Here is a 22,732-nt window from a genome sequence, read left to right on the forward strand (position 1 = left end):
GTTGACATGACCTGAAGAACTAGGAGACATAGACACTCGAGATTACTCCTCGACTTTGCCGCCAGCTGCTTCAATTGCAGCTTTAGCGCCTTTAGTCAATGCAACACCTTGAACAGTGAATGCACGAGTGATTTCACCAGAAAGCACGATACGAGCGCGAATTTGATCACGACGAACAACATTCGCAGCTTTTAAAGTTTCAAGGCTAACGATGTCGCCTTCCACTTTACTTAACTCAGACAAACGTACTTCAGCAGTTTTTAAAGCGATTTGGCTAGTGAAACCGAATTTAGGTAAACGACGATAAATCGCTGTTTGACCGCCTTCGAAACCTGGACGAACGCCACCACTTTTACGTGATTTTTGACCTTTGATACCACGACCACCAGTCTTACCAACGCCAGAACCGATACCACGGCCTAAACGACGGTGTTCACGTTTTGCACCTTCTGCAGGTGCAAGCTCATTTAAACGCAGAGTCATGGCTTATTCCTCTACACTAACCATATAGTAGACTTTGTTGATCATACCACGGTTAGAAGGCGTATCTTGCACTTCTACAGTATGACCAATACGACGCAGACCTAAACCTTGTAAGCAAAGCTTGTGATTTTTCAAGCGATGTGAAGAAGATTTAGTCTGGGTAACTTTAATCGTTTTCATGATTGATTACCCTTGAATTTCTTCTACTGATTTACCACGTTTCGCAGCGACTTTCTCAGGAGAAGTCATATCACGCAAACCTTTAAAAGTTGCGTTTACTACGTTAGCAGCGTTAGTAGAACCATAACATTTAGCAAGTACGTTATGTACACCTGCAGCTTCAAGAACGGCACGCATTGCACCACCAGCGATTACGCCAGTACCTTCTGAAGCAGGTTGCATGTATACACGGCTTGCACCATGACGAGCATTCACAGGGTGTTGTAAAGTAGTACCAGCAAGGTCTACAGTGATCATGTTACGACGTGCAGCTTCAAGTGCTTTAGAAATAGCAGCTGGAACTTCACGAGCTTTACCACGACCAAAACCTACGCGACCATTACCATCGCCCACAACAGTTAATGCTGTGAAAGAGAAGATACGACCACCCTTAACAACCTTGGCTACACGATCAACGGCAACCAGCTTTTCAACGAGACCTTCGTTTTGTTCAACTTTTGCCATGATTAGAACTCCAAGCCGCCTTCACGAGCAGCATCAGCCAAGGCTTTGATACGACCATGATATTTAAAACCAGAACGGTCAAATGCAACTTTAGTAACGCCAGCTGCTTTAGCACGTTCTGCGATTAAAGCACCAACTTTCGTCGCAGCTTCAATATTACCAGTAGTACCACTACGTAAAGATGCATCTAAAGTTGAAGCTTGCGCTAAAACTTTGCCACCATCTGCTGAAATAACTTGAGCATAGATGTGACGCGGAGTGCGGTTTACACACAAACGAGTCGCACCCAATGCACGGATGTGCAAGCGTGTGCTTTTCGCACGACGCAAACGGGATTGTTTCTTTTCGTTCATAAGAACCTCGCGCCTTATTTCTTCTTAGCTTCTTTACGAAGAATGACTTCATCCGAATAACGAACACCTTTACCTTTATATGGTTCAGGAGAACGGTATGCACGGATTTCTGCCGCTACTTGACCTAACAACTGCTTGTTTGCTGATTTCAAAATGATTTCAGTAGCAGTTGGAGTTTCCGCTGTTACACCTTCAGGTAAAGCGTAGTCAATTGGGTGTGAGTAACCAAGGTTAAGGTTTACAACTGTACCTTTAACCGCAGCTTTATAACCAACACCAACTAGCTGCAACTTACGTTCGAAGCCTTCGCTAACACCTTTAACAAGGTTGTTCAATACAGCGCGAGCAGTACCAGCTTGCATCCAAGCATCTTTCGATTCTTTAGCTGGAGCAAGTTGAAGTTTACCTTCTTCCTGTTTTAGCTCGACCAGCGCATGCAGGTTGAAAGACAATGTACCTTTGCTGCCTTTCACTTCGACCTGCCGGCCGTTCTGAGTAACTGTTACACCATTTGGTACAGTTACTGGGGCTTTAGCCACACGAGACATGAGGAATCACCTATTAAGAAACAAAAGCAATAACTTCACCACCGATGCCCGCAGCACGTGCAGCGCGATCAGTCATGATGCCTTTGCTTGTAGAAACAATTGCAATACCTAAACCTTGCTTAACGCTTGGAAGTTTATCTTTACCACGGTATTGGCGAAGGCCTGGACGGCTTACGCGCTTAACCATTTCGATAACTGGCTTGCCTTCGAAATATTTTAAAGTAATAGTCAAAGTAGATTTTGTCTCTTCTTGAGCAACTTCTACGTTTGAAATATAACCTTCTTGTTGAAGTACGTTTGCAATAGCAACTTTCAACTTAGAAGACGGCATAGAAACAGTTTGTTTCTTAGCCATTTGTGCGTTACGAACACGTGTTAGCATGTCGGCAACGGTATCTTGCATACTCATTTAGTCGCTCCTTACCAGCTTGCCTTAACAACGCCTGGTACATCACCTTGCATTACTGTGTCACGTAATTTGTTACGGCTTAAACCGAACTTACGGAAGTAACCATGAGGACGACCAGTTAAACCACAACGGTTACGAAGACGTACCGGAGATGCATTACGTGGCAATGCTTGTAACTTTAACATCGCTTCGAAACGTTCTTCGTCGCTCGCATTTACATTTGCAATAGTAGCTTTTAATTCAGCACGTTTTGCAGCGTATTTAGCAACAGTTTTTTCGCGTTTCAATTCGCGATTAATCATACCTTTCTTAGCCATATCGACCTCTTATTTGAACGGGAAGCCGAATGCACGCATAAGCGCACGGCCTTCGTCATCGGTGCGAGCAGTCGTAGTAATAGTAATATCCATACCACGAATACGATCAATCTTGTCGAAATCGATTTCAGGGAAAACGATTTGCTCTTTCAAACCCATTGAGTAGTTACCACGACCGTCGAAAGATTTCGCTGAGAAACCACGGAAGTCACGGATACGAGGGATTGCGATAGAGATCAAACGGTCCAAGAATTCGTACATTTGGTCGCCACGTAAAGTAACTTTACAACCAATTGGCCAACCATCACGGATTTTGAAACCAGCGATAGATTTACGTGCAAGAGTAACTACTGGTTTTTGACCAGCAATTAATTGCATGTCAGCTACAGCGCCGTCTAATAATTTCTTATCAGTAGCTGCTGCGCCTACACCCATGTTAAGAGTGATTTTTGTGATGCGAGGAATTTCCATCACATTCTTAATGCTAAGTTCTTCTTGTAACTTCGCTTTAAGTTCGTCGTTGTAACGTGCTTTAAGTCTGGCCATTGCCTTTTCAACCTATTACTTCGCTACCGCCACTGATTCACCAGTTGATTTGTAAACGCGAGTTTTCACGCCATCAATCACTTGGTAACCAACACGGTCAGCCTTCTGGGTTGTAGCATTTAAAATTGCCACGTTTGAGATATGAAGCGAAGCTTCTTGAGTAACGATACCGCCTTCAGCGCCAGTTACACGATTCGGCTTTTGATGCTTCTTCACTAAGTTAAGGCCTTCAACCTTAACGCGGTCTTCAGAAACAGACAAAACAGTACCCTGTTTGCCTTTTTCTTTACCTGCGATCACGATAACCTGATCGCCTTTTTTAATCTTAGCCATGATTGCCTCTTATAGAACTTCAGGAGCCAATGAAATGATTTTCATGAACTGTTCAGTACGAAGTTCACGAGTCACTGGTCCGAAGATACGAGTCGCAATCGGAGCTTTGTTGTTGTTCAAAATAACTGCAGCGTTATCATCAAAACGGATCACAGAACCATCTGGACGACGAATGCCGAACTTAGTACGAACTACAACTGCATTCATCACGTCACCTTTTTTAACACGTGCGCGTGGAATAGCTTCTTTTACAGTAACTTTAATAATGTCGCCAACAGAAGCATAACGACGATGTGAACCACCAAGTACTTTAATACATTGTACGCGGCGAGCACCACTGTTGTCTGCTACGTCGAGCATAGTTTCGGTTTGAATCATTGCCCTACTCCAAAACCGAGCATCACCGGTCACAATTTCGAAAGGCTCAAAGAGTACTCGAAATTGACCGATGATGCAACAAGAACGTCGAATTACTCAGCAGCTGCTTCAACTACTTCCACTAAAGTCCAAGCTTTAGTTTTAGAAATTGGGCGGCTTTCTTTAATGGTTACAACATCGCCAATTTTAGCAACGTTGTTCTCATCATGAGCGTGTAACTTAGTTGAACGGCGAATTGATTTGCCATACAACGGGTGTTGAACGCGGCGTTCGATAAGGACAACAATAGATTTGTCCATTTTGTCGCTTACTACTTTGCCGGTTAACGTGCGGACTGTTTTTTCACTCATTGTCCGTTCCCCTGTTTTTCGGTAAGGAGTGTCTTAATACGAGCAATTGTCTTACGAGCAACTTGCACTTCGTGCGATTTACCCAACTGACCAGTTGCTTTCGCCATACGAAGACGGAATTGGTTAAGCTGTTGCTCATCAAGCAAAGCTTTCAACTCTTCTACCGATTTTTCACGTAGATCTTTAGTTTTCATTACATTACCGTCCGAGTCACGATAGTGGTTTTAAACGGAAGTTTAGCAGCAGCTAAAGCAAAAGCTTCACGTGCCAAGTCTTCGTTCACACCTTCAATTTCGTACAGGATCTTACCTGGTTTGATCTCACAAACCCAATATTCCACGTTACCTTTACCGTTACCCATACGAACTTCTAATGGTTTTTCGGTAATTGGTTTGTCCGGGAATACGCGAATGAAGATTTTACCACCACGTTTAATACGACGGCTAATGGTACGACGTGCAGCTTCAATCTGACGTGCAGTCATACGACCACGCTCAGTTGCTTTAATTGCAATCGAACCAAATGATACTGTACTACCACGATGTGCTAGACCAGTGTTACGGCCTTTATGCACTTTACGGAATTTGGTACGTTTAGGTTGCAACATGGATTATTCTCCCTTGTCAGCAGCACGGTCACCGCGACGACCACGACGCTCTTGACCTTCACCACGACCACGACCGCGTTTAGCTGGACGTTCTTCAGCAGGAGCAGGGTTCATGACTTGTTTCATGCCACCTAAAATCTCACCACGGAAAATCCAAACTTTAACACCAATCGTACCGTAAGTAGTTTCAGCACGCATAGTTGCATAGTCGATGTCCGCACGAAGAGTGTGCAAAGGTACACGACCTTCACGATACCATTCTGTACGAGCGATCTCTGCACCACCTAAACGGCCAGAAACTTCAACTTTGATACCTTTAGCACCAGCACGCATAGTGTTTTGAACCGCACGCTTCATAGCACGACGGAACATTACACGTTTTTCTAATTGAGAAGCGATTGCTTCAGCAACTAAACGCGCGTCCAAGTCTGGGCGATCAATTTCGTTGATGCTTACTTGCGCTGGAACACCCATGATGTTGGTAAGTTCGCGCTGTAATTTTTCAATGTCTTCGCCTTTTTTACCGATTACGATACCAGGACGAGCTGTGCTAATTGTTACTTTAGCAGCACCTGATGGACGTTCGATAAGAATATTGCTAACCATCGCATTCTTAAGTTTTTTAGTTAAAAACTCACGAACTTGAAGATCTTTAAGCAAGTATTCAGCGTATTGTTTCGGATTCGCATACCAGTTAGCGTTATGACGTTTCACAACACCTAGGCGGATACCGATTGGATGAACCTTCTGACCCATATCAAACCCCTACCTTAACGGTGATGTGACAAGTACGCTTAGTAATACGATCTGCACGGCCTTTAGCACGTGGCATAATACGTTTAAGGCTCATGCCTTCGTCAACGTAAATCGTAGAAACTTTAAGGTCGTCAACATCTAAACTGTTATTGTGTTCAGCGTTTGCAATTGCAGATTCCAATGCTTTTTTAACTAAAACTGCAGCTTTTTTGTTGCTGAAGTTCAAGATGTTTAAAGCATGTGCAACAGACTTGCCACGGATTAAGTCCGCAACCAAACGTGCTTTTTGTGCCGAGATAGCGGCACCGCGTAATTTAGCAGTTACTTCCATCATGACACCTATTAACGTTTAGACTTCTTGTCAACACCGTGACCACGATAGGTACGAGTTGGCGCGAATTCACCGAGTTTATGACCAACCATATGCTCAGTAACAATTACTGGAACGTGGTTACGGCCATTGTGAACAGAAATTGTTAAACCAACAAAGTCTGGAAGGATCATCGAACGACGAGACCAAGTTTTGATCGGCTTGCGAGAGTTACTAGCAACAGCCGCTTCAACCTTAGCGAACAAGTGCGCATCGACGAATGGGCCTTTTTTCAGAGAACGAGGCATTAGTCAGATTCCTTTACTTGACGCGACGGTCGCGAATAATCATCTTAGTCGTACGCTTGTTGGTACGTGTCTTGTACCCTTTAGCTTTTTGACCCCATGGGCTTACAGGTTGAATACCTTTGTTACGCCCTTCACCACCACCGTGTGGGTGATCAATCGGGTTCATCGCCATACCACGTACGGTAGGACGAACACCACGCCAGCGTGCAGCACCAGCTTTACCTAATGAGCGAAGGTTGTTTTCTTGGTTAGAAACTTCACCAATTACAGCGCGGCATTCAACGTGTACTTTACGCATTTCGCCTGAACGAAGACGAATGATTGCGTAAGAACCATCACGACCCAACAATTGAACAGAAGCACCAGCAGAACGTGCTAATTGAGCACCTTTACCGATTTTAAGTTCAACGTTATGAAGTGTAGAACCGATTGGCATGTTACGAAGTGGTAAACAGTTACCTGGACGAATTGGAGCATCGTTACCAGATTGTACTTTATCACCAGCACGTAAGCCTTTAGGCGCAATGATATAACGACGCTCACCGTCAGCGTATTTCAATAATGCAATATGCGCTGTACGGTTTGGATCGTATTCAATACGTTCTACAACAGCAGGTACGCCATCTTTGTTACGTTTGAAGTCAACGATACGGTAATGTTGCTTATGACCACCACCAACGTGACGAGTAGTAATGTGACCGTTGTTATTACGACCACCAGTACGTTTTTTTGCTTCTACCAACGGTGCATAAGGCGCGCCTTTGTGAAGATGGTCATGAACCACTTTCTCTACAAAGCGACGTCCTGGAGACGTTGGCTTACATTTTTGAATCGGCATAATTTTCGTCCTTATTCCGCTGCGCTTTCAGCGGTATCGCCCAAGTCAGCCATTTCAACATCTTGGCCGGCTTTCAGGGTGACGTATGCTTTTTTAACATCAGAACGACGTCCTAATGTACGACCAAAGCGCTTAGTCTTACCTTTAGTAATAGTTGTGTTAACTTTAACAACTTCTACACCAAAAAGTTTTTCAACTGCTTTTTTGATTTCAAGTTTAGTAGCGTTGATATCTACTTTAAATACTTGAACACCAGCAGTATCACCTAAAACTTGTGCCTTTTCTGAGAAGACTGGTCCTTTTAGGACTTGATAGATACGTTCGTTGTTCATCCGAGTTCTACCTCAATTTTCTTAGCAGCAGCTACAGACATCACAACTTTATCAAACGCGATCAAGCTTACAGGATCGATTGCAGTTGCATCTACCACATCAACGTGTGGAAGGTTGCGCGCTGCAAGATATAAGTTCTCATCTACAGCATCTGTAACGATCAAAGCACGAGCTGCATTTAAATCGTTAAGTTTTGCAAGCAATTCTTTAGTTTTTGGAGCAGCAACAGCAAACTCTTCAACTAAAACAAGGCGATCTTGGCGAACAAGTTCAGCTAAGATACATTGCATTGCACCGCGATACATTTTACGGTTTACTTTTTGAGACCAATCTTGTGGACGAGCAGCAAAAGTTTTACCACCACCAACCCAGATTGGGCTACGAATAGAACCCGCACGAGCGCGACCAGTACCTTTTTGACGGAATGGTTTTTTACCACCGCCAGAAACGTCTGCACGTGATTTGTGAGCACGAGTACCTTGACGACCACCTGCTAAGTAAGCAGTAACAACTTGGTGTACAAGAGCTTCGTTAAATTCACGTCCGAAAGCTACTTCAGACAATTCAACAGCAGAGCCGGAAACAGTTTTTAAATTCACGGTATTTCCCCTCAGGCCTTGATGGTAGGACGTACAATAACGTCACCGCCAGTTGCACCAGGAATTGCACCCTTAACAACCAAAACTGAACGTTCAGTGTCAACAGATACGATTTCAAGACCTTGTACTGTTACGCGTTCATCACCTAAGTGACCAGCCATTTTTTTGCCTTTGAACACGCGTCCAGGAGTTTGGTTTTGACCTGTAGAACCTAAAACACGGTGAGAAACAGAGTTACCGTGAGTAGCATCTTGGGTACGGAAATTCCAACGTTTAACACCACCTTGGAAACCTTTACCTTTTGATTGACCAGTTACGTCAACAATTTGACCAACTGTGAACAAATCAACGCCAATAGTACCGCCAACTTCACGGCCTTCAAGCTCAGCTTCAGTAACACGGAACTCTTTAACTAAACGACCAGCAGCAACACCCGCTTTAGCGAAGTGACCTTTTTGAGCATTAGTTACGCGAGACTCGCGACGTTCACCAGTAGTTACTTGAACAGCTTGATAACCATCAGTTTCAAGTGTTTTGATTTGCGTAATGCGGTTTGGATCGACTTCGATGACTGTAACAGGTACAGAAACACCAGCATCTGTAAAGATGCGAGTCATACCACATTTGCGACCGACTAAACCAATAGCCATGTGCATAAACCTCTAAAAAAGCGGCCTAATTAACTAATCGTTAATTAACCGAAAGCCTTAACCCAAAGCGATCTGAACATCAACACCAGCTGCAAGATCTAACTTCATCAATGCATCAACAGTTTTATCTGTAGGTTGAACGATGTCGATCAAACGTTTGTAGGTGCGGATTTCGTACTGGTCACGCGCATCTTTGTTAACGTGCGGTGAAGTAAGAACGTTGAAGCGTTCGATGCGAGTAGGCATCGGAATTGGACCACACACTTGTGCGCCGGTACGCTTAGCGGTTTCTACGATCTCTTGAGCAGATTGATCAATCAGACGATGATCAAAAGACTTAAGACGGATACGAATTCTCTGGTTAGACATACCAGTAAACTCCAAGCCAAATATATAAAGAATCACCTTTGACGCATCTCACCTATCTGGTAAGTGTCAAAGGCAGTGATAATCACCAAGGTCGTGATCGATGCCACGACTGTAATGCACATTTACTACTTTCTTCGCAGTAAATGCCCTCTTCTTGAGGGTCGCTCATTATAACGATTGTTTAAGTCTTATGCAATTCTCTTTTTCTATTTTCTGCTCAATTCATCCTTTTTCTCATCAACTCTATATTTTTTATTGATTGACCACGAACTCTATTGCCCTGTTTAAAAGTTGATTGCCTTGTTCAAACTTTTGGATGTCGCAATGATGTAATTCATCTAAAGATTGAACATACTCACCTTTAAAAATAGAAAGCTCTTGTTCGTTCTCTAAAAGAAGATTTAATACCTTCGGTGTCATTTCTGGATGAAATTGAAAACCAAGAACATTTGAACCAATTTGGTACATCTGGTTACGACAAACTGAGTTCTCTGCTAAATGAATCGCACCTTTAGGAATCTCAAAAGTTTCACTATGCCACTGCATTACATTTATTTTTTCTGGTAATAAAAAGCTTTCTTTAGGTAAATTCGGCACCCTTTGTACGGTCGACCATCCCAATTCTTGATAACGGTTTCTACTAACGGCGGCTCCTAATGCATTGGCAATAAGTTGGCCTCCGAGACAAAGTCCTATCGCAGGCTTTCCCGCCGCCAAATAACGACGTATCCATCTTTTTTCTATTTTTAACCATGGATAATTTGCCTCATCATTTACACTCATGGTTCCCCCCATAATAAGTAGCAAATCCACATCTTCAATGTGTGGCAATGCTTCTATTTCCAAAGGGAGATCAACTGGAAGTGCAAAAAACTCTGTAGCTGTTATCGTTGCATGGTGTGCTTTTAAGAATGAATAGCAGCTTCCAAAACCTTCGCCAGCAATATGTTGAAAATAGTGAACACGTAAATGCGACTTCATGCGCTTAAACCTATTGTTGTTAGAATGTTGGTTTGATCTTTGCAAAAATAAAGCCAAGTTTTAGTGAATGTTACACTAGTAACGAAACATCTTAGAAATAATCAAAAATCTAGCAGTTAAGTAAGTTTTCTCTTAATCTAATCTCATTATGTAAAGTATAGCGCCCCATGAAAAAGCATAACAATTTCCAAACCCAACTCATTCATGCACCACGAAAAGCACCTCAATTTATTGAAACCGTGCAACCTCCCTTATTTCGTGCATCAACTATTATTTTTAAATCGACTTCGCACCTTTTTGATCGTCACTGGACCGATCCTTATGACTATAGTTATGGCACCCATGGGACGCCTACGACATTTACACTAGGCGACAATATTGCTCAAATTGAGGGTGGTTTATACTGCCTACTTGCTCCAAGCGGGTTATCTGCGATTAATCTCGTAAATTCTGCTGTGTTAGCAACAGGTGATGAAGTTTGGGTGCCAGACAACATATATGGTCCGAATCTGGAACACCTAAACTACTTAAAAGATCAATATGGAATTAATGTTCAAGTTTATAACCCGATCGATGTCTCAAGTTTCCAGCCTTCTGATAAAACCAAGTTGCTATGGTTAGAAGCAGCAGGTTCTGTCACTCTTGAATTTCCAGATCTCAAAGCGCTAGTAAAAAAAGCAAAAGCACATGGCGTTTTAACTGCACTCGATAATACTTGGGGAGCTGGCCTCGCCTTTAATGCTTTTGATTTTTCCGATGAGCATTTATCAGTGGATTTAACCATTCATGCGCTTACCAAATATCCAAGTGGTGGTGGCGATATTTTAATGGGAAGTGTGGTAACTCGTGATGAGAAGTTACATCACCGTTTGTTCCGAATGCATGCCATTTTAGGGATTTCGGTATCTGGTGATGATACCGCCCAAATTCAACGTAGTCTTGCGCATATGTCATTAAGGTATGAGCAACAATCGAATAATGCTAAAACCCTACTGACATGGTTAAAAGAACAATCTCAGTTTGCACAAGTTCTACATCCAAGCGATAAAGCTTCACCTGGTCATCAATACTGGCAAGAAATTTGCTCAACAGGTAGAAGTGCAGGCTTAGTGAGTGTTGTGTTCAAATCTGATTATGATATTTCAGCAGTACGCCGTTTTTGTGATGCTCTTAAGCTATTCAAACTTGGTTTTAGTTGGGGAGGACCGGTGAGTCTCGTCATGCTTTATGATTTAAAAATGATGAGAAAACTTGAAAATACACATTTACAACAAGGTTTGTTGGTTCGCTTCTGTATAGGGCTAGAAGATCCACAAGATTTAATTCAAGATATCGAAAATGCTCTGAAACAAATGTAAAACGACAACATCAATAGTGGCTCACACTAAGGGATAAAAATATATGGGTACACCGATTGTTATTGCAAAAAATATTAACGACACATCAAAAGAAATTGTTTTACTTTCCCAATTTGCCAACCGGCACGGCCTGATTGCAGGTGCGACCGGTACAGGTAAAACAGTCACCCTAAAGGTGCTCGCAGAGAGTTTTTCTCGAATCGGCGTTCCCGTCTTTCTTGCCGACGCAAAAGGTGATGTTTCAAGCCTCGCAAAAGCTGGTGAAGCTTCGGATAAATTTAATGAACGCTTAAAGCTTTTACAGATCGACAGTGTTCCATTTGCAGCCAATCCAGTTGTTTTCTGGGATTTATTTGGTCAGCAAGGCCACCCTATTCGAACCACTATTTCTGAAATTGGACCAATTTTATTAGCACGTATACTTAACTTAAATGACACCCAAGAAGGTGTTTTATCTGCCGTATTCCGTATTGCAGACGACCAAGGATTACTTCTGGTCGACTTTAAAGATTTAAAAGCCATGATCACTTTTGTAAGTGAACATGCAGCTGAGTTTAAAGCCGAATATGGCAACTTATCTCCAGCCAGTTTAGGCGCTATCCAACGTAATCTCCTTGCTCTTGCCGACCAAGGTGGAGAGCAGTTTTTTGGAGAGCCAGCTTTAAATATTCTGGACTTTATACAAACCGACGTAAATGGGCATGGTTATATCAATATTCTTGCGGCTGACAAGCTCATGAATACACCTAAGCTATATGCTACTTTCCTGTTATGGATGCTTTCAGAATTATTTGAACAGCTTCCAGAAGTTGGTGATATGGATAAACCTAAACTCGTGTTTTTCTTTGATGAAGCTCACCTGTTATTCGACAACGCCAGTCAAGCTTTACAAGAAAAAATTGAACAAGTTGTACGTTTAATTCGTTCTAAAGGTGTGGGAATTTATTTTATTACCCAAAACCCGCTCGACTTACCAGAAAGTGTTTTAGGGCAACTCGGCAACCGTGTACAACATGCTTTACGTGCCTTTACTCCTAAAGATCAAAAAGCAGTAAAAACAGCAGCAGACACATTCCGCTCTAATCCCGATTTTAAAGTAGATGAAGCAATTACCGAGCTCGGTGTAGGTGAAGCACTGATTAGTTGTCTAGATGAACAAGGTACACCTCAAATTGTAGAACGTGGTTGGGTTATGCCTCCTTACTCTTCATTTACGCCTATCACTCCAGAAGAGCGTCAGACCTTAATTTCGCAAAGTATTATTGCCGGGGTTTATGAACAAGCTGTAGATCGTGATAGTGCCTATGAAATGCTCCAAAACAAAGTGGCTGAACGGGAACAGCAAAAACAAGATGCAGAACTCGCAAAACAGCAAGCAAAAGAACAGGAAACCTTAGCGAAACAACAAGCCAAAGAACAAGAGCGTCTAGCACGTGAACAGCAAAAAGAAGAGGAACGTGCGGCGCGTGAAAGAGCTAAACTTACTCAAGATATTGTCGGAACTTTTGCAAAAAGTGCTGCTCGCAGCTTAGGTGGTAGTACTGGCCAAAAATTAGTACGGGGGCTACTCGGCTCATTATTTGGAAAATAAAATTTATTTTTAAATCAGAATATTAATTTAGGGGATTTTATATCCCTTAAATTTTTTAAGGTTTTTATTAAAAAGCTATTGCTACAATTATTTTAAAGATGTATTTTAAATACATCTTATATAGCCAGATAATTAAGGTCTAGCCATGACTCCACAACAAATTGAACTCGTTAAATCTACTGTACCTGTATTGCGTGAACATGGTGTTACTCTAACTACATACTTCTATAAGCGTATGTTGAATAACAACCCAGAATTAAAAAATGTTTTTAATCTTGATGATCAGACCAGCCTGCGCCAACCTCGTGCTCTTGCAGCAGCTGTACTCGCGTATGCTGAAAATATTGAGAATCCTACGGTGCTTGCCAAAGCGGTTGAACGTATTACCACTAAACACGTGAGCTTAGATATTCAACCAGATCAATATGCAATTGTGGGCGACAACTTGCTTCATTCAATTAGTGAAGTTTTAAATGTTCCATTTGAATCAGAACTCATTGAAGCGTGGAAACAAGCTTATTTACAGTTGGCAGATATCTTAATTGGTGTTGAAAAACAAAAATATGAACAACTTGAAAGCTTGAAAGGTGGATGGGCTGGCTGGCGTTCATTTGAAATTACGCAAATTGACCCACTTGAGTCTGGCAAACGCTTTACTTTAAAGGCAACTGATCATGAAGATGTACTCACCAGCCCAGCAAATGCTTTTATCTCTGTAAAAGTTCAAGTACCTAACCAACAGCTTGAACAACCAAAAGCATTTAAGTTCACAGAGGCTCAAGAGGACAATACTTATCATTTTGATGTTCAACCAGAAGAAGACCATACAGAGTTCTCTGTTTCAAACATTTTGCTTGAGCACTATAGAGTTGGTGATCAAGTACAAGTTTCAGCTCCTTTAACGCTGTAACTTAAAAAGCTCTAGCCTGAAAGTTTTATTCTTTAGACTTTCAGGCTAAGATGATCAACCTCTTAACCTTTAGTTTTTGGTGATCATGCAACTTAATAAATTTACCGATTATGCTTTGCGAATATTAATGTATGTCGCTCGTCCAAGTGATGCGCCGTACACGATTGCAGAAATCGCTCAAGATTTATATGTTTCGCAAAATCATCTTGTGAAGGTTGTCCATTTTATGGGTAAACAAGAGTGGATTATTACCATTCGCGGCAAAGGTGGTGGAATTCGATTAAATCCAAAAGCTTTAGATTTAAAACTTGGAACAATTGTCCGAATTTTACAAGGTGACCACCAAATTGTTGAATGCAATACACCGCCTTGTGTTTTGCGCTCCCATTGCGGTTTAAAAGGTATTCTTGATCAAGCTTTGGAAAGCTTTTATCAAAGTTTAGATCAATATACGTTAGGTGAAGTTTTACAACAGCCAAAATCTGCTTCAGATCATTCCCCTATCCCCTTTTTACAACTCTAGAGCCCGTAATTCTATTTATCTTTTTAAGCAAGCTTACTGAACATTAGCAAGAATAACCAAGCTCCTTTATACTAGGCGCGAGCCCTCTCATTTAAAAAGTTATTTTTTATGCGTCGTAGTGAAAAATCGAAAGACACCAAAGCCAGACTCGCACCCAAGCAAAAGATCAGTTATGAAAAGAAACCGGATCCAGCGATTACAGCTTATGCTGTGCAATCTCTAAACTGGTTACGCCAAGCTGAATTTTTAATGAGTGCTCCGAAATTGGCACTATGTGTTGAAGATAGTGGCTACGAGATTGCGTTTGCCGGACGTTCAAATGCAGGAAAATCTAGCGCAATTAATGCATTAACAAACCAGAAACAGCTTGCACGTGCCTCCAAAAAACCTGGGCGCACACAAATGATTAACTTTTTCAGCCTAGGTAATCCAGATCAACGCTTAGTTGACCTTCCTGGTTATGGTTATGCAGCCGTACCGGAAGATATGAAACGTGTATGGCAAAAAGAATTAGAAAACTATCTAATCCATCGTAAAAGCTTACAAGGTTTGGTTTTACTCATGGATATTCGCCACCCTTTACAGCACTTTGACATGATGATGCTAGAGTGGGCTTATTCACGCCATTTATTTGTTCATATTCTTTTAACTAAAGCAGATAAACTGAACCGCGGTCCAGCGAACAAAGTCTTGCTCGAAGTTAAACAGCAACTGAAAAAAATGAAGCTTGATTTCTCGATTCAGCTTTTTTCTTCATTAAACAAACTAGGTTTAGAAGAGCTAGCAAGCGTGATGGCTGGACGTCTGCACTTTACGCTTAATCAAGAGCCAGAATTTGACGTAGATGCAATCCCAGAAGCAAGCGATGAGGATGCAGAAGAGTAAATCGTCAAAACAGATACAATTTCTTCATTAAATTTATATTCAATTGGCCCCTATTGCTAAACACAAATGTAGGGGCTTTTTTTATACTCATCATAACTTCATCGAGTTAAAAATCAGGACTAAATGATGAAATTGCTATCTTTTTTGAAGAATAAGGCTTTAGGTTCTTCTATTGATTATAAAATTCTTCCACGCAAGGTAAAATTTGACTGGAAAGATACCCCTGTAGACTGGATTCCAAACCAACCGTTTGCAAGTTATTTTATTAATGAAATTAACAATATCTTGCCTGCTGGAGAGTTCTGGTTTTGCCGGCTCTATAACAAGGTTTTACCTCGTATTACTGATGAAAAACTTAAACAGGATGTACAAGCATTTATTCGCCAAGAAGCAATGCATGCAAACGCACACACTTCTGCCAATAAAGAATATTTAAGTGCACGCAATATTGATATCCAGAGAAATCTGGACATTATGAATTATCTATTTACCACTGCTTTGGCAGATAAGCCTTTTGACAAAGAAGTTCCGCAATTCCTGCAAGAGCAATGGGATTTATTTCGTTTAGGTGTTATCGCGACAGTTGAGCACATGACATGTGTTCTAGGTAAATATGCGCTTTATAACAAACGCTGGGAAGAGTTAGGCGCAGATCCAGAAATGGTAGACTTGGTAAAATGGCATGGTTCAGAAGAAATTGAACACCGCACGGTTGCTTTCGATTTATATCGCCATTTAGGAGGCGGTTATATTCCACGCTATTATTTAAGTCTTGCGGTGATTGTGCTTGTGTTAGGGCTATGGGTAGACGGCGCTGCACATATTATGAAGCAAGATCCACGTTTTGCTGATGCTGCCAAATCTAGATTTTTCCCAGCTTGGGTTGCTCTAGAATGGTATAAAATTAGCCGAAAAGATAATCAAGTTTTACCAAACCCAATCTGGCTTATTGCTCAGCAAATTGACTACCTCATGCCGTGGTATGATCCAGTTAAAGAAGGTAGCACTGAAGATGCGGTAAGTTATTTATCGCAGTCGCCAGCAGCCAAAAGAGCTGAATTACAAGCAGCTTAAAATAAAAAAGCAGGATATAAATCCTGCTTTTTTATTTAGAGATTAGATACTGATATCTTTATCTTTGGTATATCGATCTACTACCACACTAATCATCATATCACCCTGCACATTTACAACCGTTCTTACCGTATCGAGTAAACGATCGATTGGAAGTAAAATCGCAATTGCTTCGGCAGGTAAACCCACAGACTGTAATACCATAATCATGGTAACCATACCCGCACTTGGAATTCCTGGTGCTCCAAGTGATGCGATCATTGCGGTTAGGCACACTACAATTTGTTGTGTCAGGTTTAAGTCTAGTCCAACTAGATTTGCCACAAAGAGCGCGGCAGCAGCTTCATATAAAGCTGTGCCATCCATGTTGAGCTGTGTACCCAATGGAATCACAAAACCCGCGGTTTGAGGACGAACACCCAAGTTTTCCTGTGCGCATTTCATACTCAGCGGCATAGTGGCAGAGCTAGAGCTCGTTGCGAATGCGGTAATTAAAGCTGTACGTGTGCCTTTGAAGAAAGTCCAAGGGCTCATACGACCAAAAATCCAAAGCAGTAGCGGTAAAACAACAGCGCCATGAAAAATAGTAGTACCTGTTACCACAGCAGCAAATTCCGCCAATCGGCTTAATACTGAAATGTCTTCGGTAGCCATTAATTTAGCGAGTAAGGCAAAAATACCTAACGGCGCCAATTTCATTACCCAGCCTACTAGCATCATCATCATTTCAAAAAACTGATGACTCAATACCCGAATACTTTTAAAACGTTCGCCACCATGAACTAAAGCGACACCCACAAATAGAGCAAACACGACGACAGCTAAAACATTCCCGTCACTAAAAGCTTTAAATGGGTTAATTAAAGTATTTTGAATAAAATTAGTGAAGAAAGTTGCCGGGTTTAAACTATCTGGTGTTTGATAGCTTTGCATAGATGCCTGAAAAATTGAAATATCTACACCTCGCCCGACCTCAAACAAATGAGCACAGCTAATACCTAAAATTAAGGCCAAGGTGGTGGTGGTGATACAACACAAGAATGTGATTTTCCAAACTGGGCCTAATTGTCCACCTGCCTGCAAATTTGAAACTCCAACCACAATGGAGCTAAAAATTAATGGCACCAACAACATTTTAAGTAGCCCAATAAAAACACTACTTAATATGCCTAATCCATATAAACTGTGCTTTACAAAAGCAGTGTCCGGATACATGGTAAGTAGGAAGCCAAAGGCTAAACCTAAAATGGCAGCAATCAGAATTTGTGTATTTAAGTTCATATCAACATTATTTTTTTCAGTAGGCAATCCTTTTGTAAATATGACATGAGCTTGCTTTTCATTCGAGCAATTTTTTGTCACATCGTTTCAATTAAAAATAAAAAAGCCATCTTTTCAGATGGCTCATCGTTATTTATTGAGTTTCAATTTCCCGTAAACGCATCAAACCCTCTTGCACCGTACTACATACGAGTTGGCCATTTTGCCACATACGTCCAAAGTTTAAACCGCGAGAAGCCGCACTAACTGTAGCTTCCATGTCATAGAGCATCCATTCATCAGCACGAAGTGGGCGATGGAAATAAATCGCATGATCAATACTGGCACATTGCAAACTTGGAGAAATATAACTTAAGCCATGTGGTCTTAAAGCTGTTGTCATCAAAGTAAAGTCTGAGTAAAACGCTACAATTGCTTGATGCAATGAAATATCATCTAGCTGTTTTGGAATACGGTCATGGGTACGGATATAGTGCGCATTAAAAGGCGCTTCCGGTTGTGGTTGAAATGGATTGACTGGATCAATCGGACGGATTTCAACATGACGCTCACGCATAAAACTTGCACGAACATTTTCCGGTACAAAATTCAGGATACCTTCTTTCAACTCACTTTCCGATTTTAGCGCTTCAGGAGCTGGGTAATCTGGTTCTGGATGCTGATAGTTCAAGCCTTCTTCAGGGTTAGCAAAAGACACCATTGCCGAGAAAATAACTCGTCCATGCTGAATTGCCCGAACTTGACGGCTGACAAAGCTTTTGCCATCACGCAAACGGTCTACTTCATAGATGATTGGAGCATTAATATCACCACCATATAAAAAGTAGGCATGCAGAGAATGCGCAGGACGATCAGTTGTGTAAGAAGCAGCACGTAATGCTTGACCGAGAACCTGACCTCCAAAAACACGTTTACCGACCAAATTACGGCTAATTCCACGGTAAATATTTTCTTCAAGCTTTTCTAAAGTGAGCAGCTCAACCAGTTCTTGGGTTAACGCATTCATGAGAGATACCTTCATATTGCAGGCAAAATTGGTATTAAAGGACAGATGTGTAGAATCTATTGTGCCATAAAAAACTATTTGTACATGGAACAATCAGTCAACTTCTGACAAACATTGCCTTTAAAACAGCTAAAAATACGATTTTTAACGATAAAAAATGCCAAAAGAATTATAATTTATCAGAAAATAGCATATTGTTTTTTTTAATAAATACCGCAAAATATTTACCCTCTGCCTTTGGTGCCGGGATTTGTCTTTAAGAAGTAGGAGTTCTTATGTCCAAGAGTGGGTTTGGTCAAATGTATCGTCGGCTTTCGAGTAAACTACTTGACCTCGTGGTAACACCACATGTTCTTGGGGAAGTTCCTACTGAACCAGTATCAGCAACAACAGAAACAGAAGCGAAGACCGAGCGCCAAAAAGTAGTGTGCTATGTCTTGCAAAATCATTCTCGCAGTAATGCTTTAGTGGTGGATGGAGAAACTCGTCGCTTAAATTTAAAGCCAGCGCTAGATCCATTAGTCATCGGTACTCATCAGGAAAAAGCTTCAGTTTTATTTTTACAACACAATGATGAAAATAACCTACTGAATCCCCCTCCTCATGCTTTTCCGCCACGTTTGATTAAACTAATCGAAGTTTTACAAGCAAATCCTGAACTCGACATAGAACTGGTTCCGGTAACCGTTTTATGGGGTCGTTCTCCAGATAAAGAAGACTCTTGGTTTAAGTTGTTATTCTCAGATACATGGGCAACACCAAGTACAGTTAAACAGCTTGTAAATATTGGTTTGCATGGTCGCCAATCTTATTTGGAATTCCATGAACCCCAGTCTTTACGTGACCTCATTGAATATGCTCAGAAGCATTATCCGAACCTTTCGCCAGCGACTTATATTGTTAGCACTTTAAATGACTACCTTGATCGCCAACGTGAAGTTGTTTTAGGCCCTGACTTATCAGACCGCCGCAATGTCATGCAGTCGGTATTAAAATCTCGTGATGTTCAAGAAGCCATTCGACGCGAAAGTATTCGCGGTAAAATCAGCATGCTTGAAGCAGAGCATCGTGCGATTGGTTATGTGAATGAAATCGTATCTGATTATTCTCACTCAGCAGTACGTTTTGCAGATTTGGCGTTAACACGTCTATGGACTCAGCTTTATGACGGCGTAGAAGTTCATAACTTCAGTACTGTCCGAGAGCTTGCAAAAGACTATGAAATTGTTTATACACCATGTCACCGTAGCCACATTGACTACTTACTACTGTCTTATGTGATTTATAAACGTGGCTTGATGGTTCCGTATATTGCTGCGGGCGACAACCTAAACTTACCTTTCGTTGGTCAGCTTTTACGTGGTGGCGGTGCCTTCTTTATTCGCCGCTCTTTCCGTGGTAATGGTCTCTATACTTCTGTATTTAAAGAATATTTATATAGTATTCTTTCTCGCAACACACCACTTGAATACTTTATTGAAGGTGGACGTTCGCGTACAGGCCGCTTATTACCACCGAAAACCGGCATGCTCGCAATGACAGTCCATAGTCATTTACGTGGTCGTGCCAAGCCAATTGTATTTGTGCCAACTTACATTGGTTATGAGCGCCTTATGGAAGGTTCAACCTATGTAGGCGAAATGCAAGGTAAGCCAAAAGAAGCCGAGTCTATTTTTGGTATTTTAAAAACACTCCGAAAAATTGAACGTATTTTCGGTAAAGTACACGTTAACTTTGGTGAACCTGTTTTCCTAGATGACTTGCTTAAACAGCATAATGCTGAGAACGTTTATATTGAAAAGAACGATGACCCAGTGCCACCTGCTGTTTCAGAAGCAGTAAACAGTTCTGCAAATGCGATTTTAGAAAATATTAACCGTGCGGTAGTGATTAACCCGGTTTCTTTACTTTCAATTATTTTGCTTGCAACACCAAAGCATACGCTTGATGAAGAAATCTGTATTAAGCAGCTTGAAGCTTACCGCAATTTAGCATCAAATTTCCCTTACGATCAGCGCACAGAAGTGACGCCGCTATCTGGTAAGGAAATTATTGCTTATGGCTTAAAGCTTAAATTGATTAAGCGTGTACAACATGCCCTTGGTGACATTATCGCGATTGAAGATAACCAAGCGGTTCTCCTCACCTATTTCCGTAATAACATTTTGCATGCATTCGTTTTACCTTCATTAATTGCATCTCTTGTTGAACATAACGGGAAAATTAGCCGTGCTGATTTAAGCAATGTTATCTATACGCTTTATCCATTCTTAAAAGCCGAACTCTTCCTTAAATGGAAAAGTAGCGAACTTAAAGAACAGATTGAGCAATATGCAGATGCATTGGTTCAATCAAATCTTATTCAACAAGATGACGAAGGCAATTTAATTAGCTCTGCACCGAATACTGAAGAGCATAATCAGCTTGTTGTATTAGCAACACCTGTTAAACAAAGCCTTGAACGTTATTACATGACTTTAGCTTTAATCACTCAGCGTGGTTCAGGCAATATTTCAGCAAAACAAGTTGAAGAATTAAGTCATTTATTAGGACAACGTTTATCAGTTCTTTATGAATTTAACTCTCCTGAATTCTTTGACAAAGCATTGTTCCAAAGCTTTATCAAAGTTTTAACTCAACAAAACTACATTCGAACGAATGACCAAGGCCAAATTGAGTTTGATGATAATTTCCGTCAGATGGCAGCAGGCGCACAGTTGGTGCTTGATGAAGTAACATTACAAATGTTGCAACATATCACAACCTTTACTGATGAAGAGTTAAAAGAAGCTCTTGAAGCAATGGCTTCTCAGCAAGCCAAACGCCGTTTAAAACGTAAAAAAGCTTAAAGTCTTCATGCAAAATAAAAGGCAACTTAAGTTGCCTTTTATTTTATCTACTCATTGGACATTCAAAGTAACGCGGATCATCAATACAACGTAAGCGTTTCATTAGCTCCACAAAATAGGCATCGTAATAACCGGAGCGAACATATTGATTGCGTATTTTTGCCACCATAATGTCATAGCTCTGCTTTTCGTAAAAAGAAACGTCAACCCAATAATAGGCTGGTAAATGGTTTTCCCATTGTATAGCTCGATTTGTTAATAATTGACTATTTTGGACAAACCAAGCCCGAATTTTTCGTCCAAAATTGGCTGGATAAGCTTGGGGTTTAATAATTATATTTACCCCGAAATACGCCAAAGGAAAATTAATCACCTGAGTATCTGGCCCAAAATCTTTCTGTAGGTTATAAGGCAAAAGACCATAAACAGGCGCTGGCATAATATCGATTTTATTTTGTTGAAATTGCGCAATCGCATTCGATAAATCAACATATACTGGCTGCGCACCTACACTTCTCACCAAAGCTTGTTGTGGCGGGTTATTGGCCAGAACTCCAATTCGTTGGCCTCTAAGCTGTGCCACTTTTGATATTTTTTTGGTTTTCATGACCATATTTGCAGTACCAACCGGAATCATACCGACTGCTTCATAATCTTTATTAATTAATCTTTTCTCAATTGTAGGATGATTTAAAAGCTGCAATAGATTTCGTGCAGTCCGGTTATTGGGTATAAGACCAATACCTGAGGTACTGCCCATAAAATGATTATACTGATAAGTATTAAAGTTACTGGCTGCTAAGCCTGAGCATTTCCCCTCATCAAAAGCTTGAATGGCTTGCTGCTCTTTTTGATAACTAACGACTTTGAATTTGACCTGATATTGCTGAGCATATAGACGAATGTCATTTAGTCGGCGCGTAATATCCCCTTGGGTACCCGCTGGATCATATGCACACCACACCTGATCCCCAGCCCAACTCGTAACTGACGTTACACTCAAAAAGAGAGCTAAACAAAATTTTTTCACTTTTAACCTTTTTATCTTTATCGGCAATTTAACTGCCTCATCAGGTATTTCTGTTGTTATTTAAAGTTTAGTCT

31 protein-coding genes and 1 pseudogene are annotated in these 22,732 nt (G+C 41.1%); 7 read left to right on the forward strand and 25 right to left on the reverse strand.

Translation table 11 applies throughout. The features are described 5' to 3' along the window. Window positions 1-42 precede the first annotated feature (42 nt). From rplO to MKL62_RS07280, 22 genes and pseudogenes are all read right to left on the reverse strand, one after another. Window positions 43-483: a 50S ribosomal protein L15 gene (rplO, locus tag MKL62_RS07175; RefSeq protein WP_000175340.1), complete on the reverse strand. Its 441-nt coding sequence runs from the start codon at window positions 481-483 to the stop codon at window positions 43-45. Window positions 484-486: 3 nt separating this feature from the next. After that, on the reverse strand, window positions 487-663 hold the full coding sequence (gene rpmD / locus MKL62_RS07180; RefSeq protein WP_000849088.1) for a 50S ribosomal protein L30: 177 nt from the start codon (window positions 661-663) through the stop codon (window positions 487-489). 6 nt (window positions 664-669) lie between these two features. Continuing rightward, window positions 670-1,167 carry a 30S ribosomal protein S5 gene (rpsE, locus tag MKL62_RS07185; protein WP_001141025.1) on the reverse strand — a complete coding sequence of 166 codons (498 nt, stop codon included), beginning with the start codon at window positions 1,165-1,167 and terminating at the stop codon, window positions 670-672. Between the two features lie 2 nt (window positions 1,168-1,169). Then, on the reverse strand, window positions 1,170-1,520 hold the full coding sequence (gene rplR / locus MKL62_RS07190; protein WP_001003194.1) for a 50S ribosomal protein L18: 351 nt from the start codon (window positions 1,518-1,520) through the stop codon (window positions 1,170-1,172). Window positions 1,521-1,534: 14 nt separating this feature from the next. Continuing rightward, on the reverse strand, window positions 1,535-2,068 hold the full coding sequence (gene rplF, locus MKL62_RS07195; RefSeq protein ID WP_000091932.1) for a 50S ribosomal protein L6: 534 nt from the start codon (window positions 2,066-2,068) through the stop codon (window positions 1,535-1,537). A gap of 13 nt (window positions 2,069-2,081) precedes the next feature. Beyond that, window positions 2,082-2,477 (reverse strand): 30S ribosomal protein S8, encoded by a 396-nt coding sequence (gene rpsH, locus MKL62_RS07200; RefSeq protein ID WP_000062616.1) that lies wholly within the window; start codon window positions 2,475-2,477, stop codon window positions 2,082-2,084. Window positions 2,478-2,488: 11 nt separating this feature from the next. Next, window positions 2,489-2,794 carry a 30S ribosomal protein S14 gene (gene rpsN / locus MKL62_RS07205; RefSeq protein ID WP_001074624.1) on the reverse strand — a complete coding sequence of 102 codons (306 nt, stop codon included), beginning with the start codon at window positions 2,792-2,794 and terminating at the stop codon, window positions 2,489-2,491. A gap of 9 nt (window positions 2,795-2,803) precedes the next feature. Next, on the reverse strand, window positions 2,804-3,340 hold the full coding sequence (gene rplE / locus MKL62_RS07210; protein WP_000113197.1) for a 50S ribosomal protein L5: 537 nt from the start codon (window positions 3,338-3,340) through the stop codon (window positions 2,804-2,806). A gap of 15 nt (window positions 3,341-3,355) precedes the next feature. After that, window positions 3,356-3,673, reverse strand: coding sequence for a 50S ribosomal protein L24 (gene rplX / locus MKL62_RS07215; RefSeq protein ID WP_001062685.1), 318 nt, complete (start codon window positions 3,671-3,673; stop codon window positions 3,356-3,358). Window positions 3,674-3,682: 9 nt separating this feature from the next. Next, on the reverse strand, window positions 3,683-4,051 hold the full coding sequence (rplN, locus tag MKL62_RS07220; protein WP_001982634.1) for a 50S ribosomal protein L14: 369 nt from the start codon (window positions 4,049-4,051) through the stop codon (window positions 3,683-3,685). Between the two features lie 92 nt (window positions 4,052-4,143). Next, entirely contained in the window at window positions 4,144-4,401 is a 258-nt protein-coding gene (gene rpsQ / locus MKL62_RS07225; protein WP_001291845.1) for a 30S ribosomal protein S17, read from the reverse strand. Continuing rightward, window positions 4,398-4,595: a 50S ribosomal protein L29 gene (gene rpmC / locus MKL62_RS07230; protein WP_000849928.1), complete on the reverse strand. Its 198-nt coding sequence runs from the start codon at window positions 4,593-4,595 to the stop codon at window positions 4,398-4,400. Before rpmC ends, rpsQ begins: the two co-directional genes overlap by 4 nt. Further along, window positions 4,595-5,008 (reverse strand): 50S ribosomal protein L16, encoded by a 414-nt coding sequence (gene rplP / locus MKL62_RS07235; protein WP_000941215.1) that lies wholly within the window; start codon window positions 5,006-5,008, stop codon window positions 4,595-4,597. The genes rpmC and rplP overlap by 1 nt, the downstream gene beginning before the upstream one ends. After that, window positions 4,948-5,764, reverse strand: a pseudogene (gene rpsC, locus MKL62_RS07240) (30S ribosomal protein S3). Before rpsC ends, rplP begins: the two are co-directional and overlap by 61 nt. Before the next feature lies 1 nt (window position 5,765). Then, window positions 5,766-6,095 carry a 50S ribosomal protein L22 gene (rplV, locus tag MKL62_RS07245; RefSeq protein WP_001982638.1) on the reverse strand — a complete coding sequence of 110 codons (330 nt, stop codon included), beginning with the start codon at window positions 6,093-6,095 and terminating at the stop codon, window positions 5,766-5,768. Between the two features lie 11 nt (window positions 6,096-6,106). Then, entirely contained in the window at window positions 6,107-6,382 is a 276-nt protein-coding gene (rpsS, locus tag MKL62_RS07250; RefSeq protein ID WP_001138119.1) for a 30S ribosomal protein S19, read from the reverse strand. Window positions 6,383-6,395: 13 nt separating this feature from the next. Beyond that, a complete protein-coding gene (gene rplB, locus MKL62_RS07255) occupies window positions 6,396-7,220 on the reverse strand; it encodes a 50S ribosomal protein L2 (protein ID WP_001122317.1) in 825 nt (274 codons plus the stop codon). 11 nt (window positions 7,221-7,231) lie between these two features. Then, entirely contained in the window at window positions 7,232-7,552 is a 321-nt protein-coding gene (rplW, locus tag MKL62_RS07260; protein WP_001058538.1) for a 50S ribosomal protein L23, read from the reverse strand. Next, complete coding sequence (gene rplD / locus MKL62_RS07265) at window positions 7,549-8,151, reverse strand: 50S ribosomal protein L4 (RefSeq protein ID WP_001050255.1); 603 nt, start codon at window positions 8,149-8,151, stop codon at window positions 7,549-7,551. The genes rplW and rplD overlap by 4 nt, the downstream gene beginning before the upstream one ends. 11 nt (window positions 8,152-8,162) lie before the next feature. Continuing rightward, entirely contained in the window at window positions 8,163-8,801 is a 639-nt protein-coding gene (rplC, locus tag MKL62_RS07270) for a 50S ribosomal protein L3 (RefSeq protein ID WP_001982642.1), read from the reverse strand. 57 nt (window positions 8,802-8,858) lie between these two features. Then, window positions 8,859-9,170: a 30S ribosomal protein S10 gene (rpsJ, locus tag MKL62_RS07275; RefSeq protein WP_000070912.1), complete on the reverse strand. Its 312-nt coding sequence runs from the start codon at window positions 9,168-9,170 to the stop codon at window positions 8,859-8,861. A 252-nt stretch (window positions 9,171-9,422) separates the two neighbouring features. After that, complete coding sequence (locus MKL62_RS07280) at window positions 9,423-10,151, reverse strand: type 1 glutamine amidotransferase (RefSeq protein ID WP_000835293.1); 729 nt, start codon at window positions 10,149-10,151, stop codon at window positions 9,423-9,425. 167 nt (window positions 10,152-10,318) lie between these two features. Here MKL62_RS07280 and MKL62_RS07285 point away from each other — a divergent pair, with 167 nt between their 5' ends. From MKL62_RS07285 to MKL62_RS07315, 6 genes are all read left to right on the forward strand, one after another. Continuing rightward, entirely contained in the window at window positions 10,319-11,509 is a 1,191-nt protein-coding gene (locus tag MKL62_RS07285; RefSeq protein ID WP_000716511.1) for a PLP-dependent transferase, read from the forward strand. Window positions 11,510-11,552: 43 nt separating this feature from the next. Further along, complete coding sequence (locus MKL62_RS07290) at window positions 11,553-13,100, forward strand: helicase HerA-like domain-containing protein (RefSeq protein WP_005127899.1); 1,548 nt, start codon at window positions 11,553-11,555, stop codon at window positions 13,098-13,100. 145 nt (window positions 13,101-13,245) lie between these two features. Further along, on the forward strand, window positions 13,246-14,010 hold the full coding sequence (locus MKL62_RS07300; RefSeq protein WP_000188888.1) for a globin domain-containing protein: 765 nt from the start codon (window positions 13,246-13,248) through the stop codon (window positions 14,008-14,010). An 85-nt stretch (window positions 14,011-14,095) separates the two neighbouring features. Then, window positions 14,096-14,533, forward strand: coding sequence for an RrF2 family transcriptional regulator (locus MKL62_RS07305; protein WP_005127898.1), 438 nt, complete (start codon window positions 14,096-14,098; stop codon window positions 14,531-14,533). A gap of 108 nt (window positions 14,534-14,641) precedes the next feature. Then, on the forward strand, window positions 14,642-15,418 hold the full coding sequence (gene yihA / locus MKL62_RS07310) for a ribosome biogenesis GTP-binding protein YihA/YsxC (RefSeq protein ID WP_001254462.1): 777 nt from the start codon (window positions 14,642-14,644) through the stop codon (window positions 15,416-15,418). A 123-nt stretch (window positions 15,419-15,541) separates the two neighbouring features. Then, window positions 15,542-16,492 (forward strand): metal-dependent hydrolase, encoded by a 951-nt coding sequence (locus MKL62_RS07315; protein WP_016653507.1) that lies wholly within the window; start codon window positions 15,542-15,544, stop codon window positions 16,490-16,492. A 42-nt stretch (window positions 16,493-16,534) separates the two neighbouring features. On the opposite strand, the gene MKL62_RS07320 is transcribed toward MKL62_RS07315, so the two are convergent. Beyond that, window positions 16,535-17,800, reverse strand: a complete 1,266-nt coding sequence (locus MKL62_RS07320) for a dicarboxylate/amino acid:cation symporter (RefSeq protein WP_002000599.1) — start codon at window positions 17,798-17,800, stop codon at window positions 16,535-16,537. Window positions 17,801-17,906: 106 nt separating this feature from the next. Next, entirely contained in the window at window positions 17,907-18,779 is an 873-nt protein-coding gene (locus MKL62_RS07325) for an acyl-CoA thioesterase (protein WP_000993136.1), read from the reverse strand. 275 nt (window positions 18,780-19,054) lie between these two features. Between MKL62_RS07325 and plsB the strand changes: the two genes are divergently transcribed. Beyond that, window positions 19,055-21,628, forward strand: a complete 2,574-nt coding sequence (gene plsB, locus MKL62_RS07330; protein ID WP_005127897.1) for a glycerol-3-phosphate 1-O-acyltransferase PlsB — start codon at window positions 19,055-19,057, stop codon at window positions 21,626-21,628. Window positions 21,629-21,671: 43 nt separating this feature from the next. Here the strand turns inward: plsB and adeT2 are convergent, their stop codons facing one another. Then, complete coding sequence (adeT2, locus tag MKL62_RS07335) at window positions 21,672-22,658, reverse strand: putative multidrug efflux protein AdeT2 (protein WP_000712907.1); 987 nt, start codon at window positions 22,656-22,658, stop codon at window positions 21,672-21,674. Window positions 22,659-22,732: the final 74 nt, after the last annotated feature.

It is taken from the genome of Acinetobacter sp. AOR01_HL (genome assembly GCF_027855455.1).
Lineage (GTDB): Bacteria > Pseudomonadota > Gammaproteobacteria > Pseudomonadales > Moraxellaceae > Acinetobacter > Acinetobacter baumannii.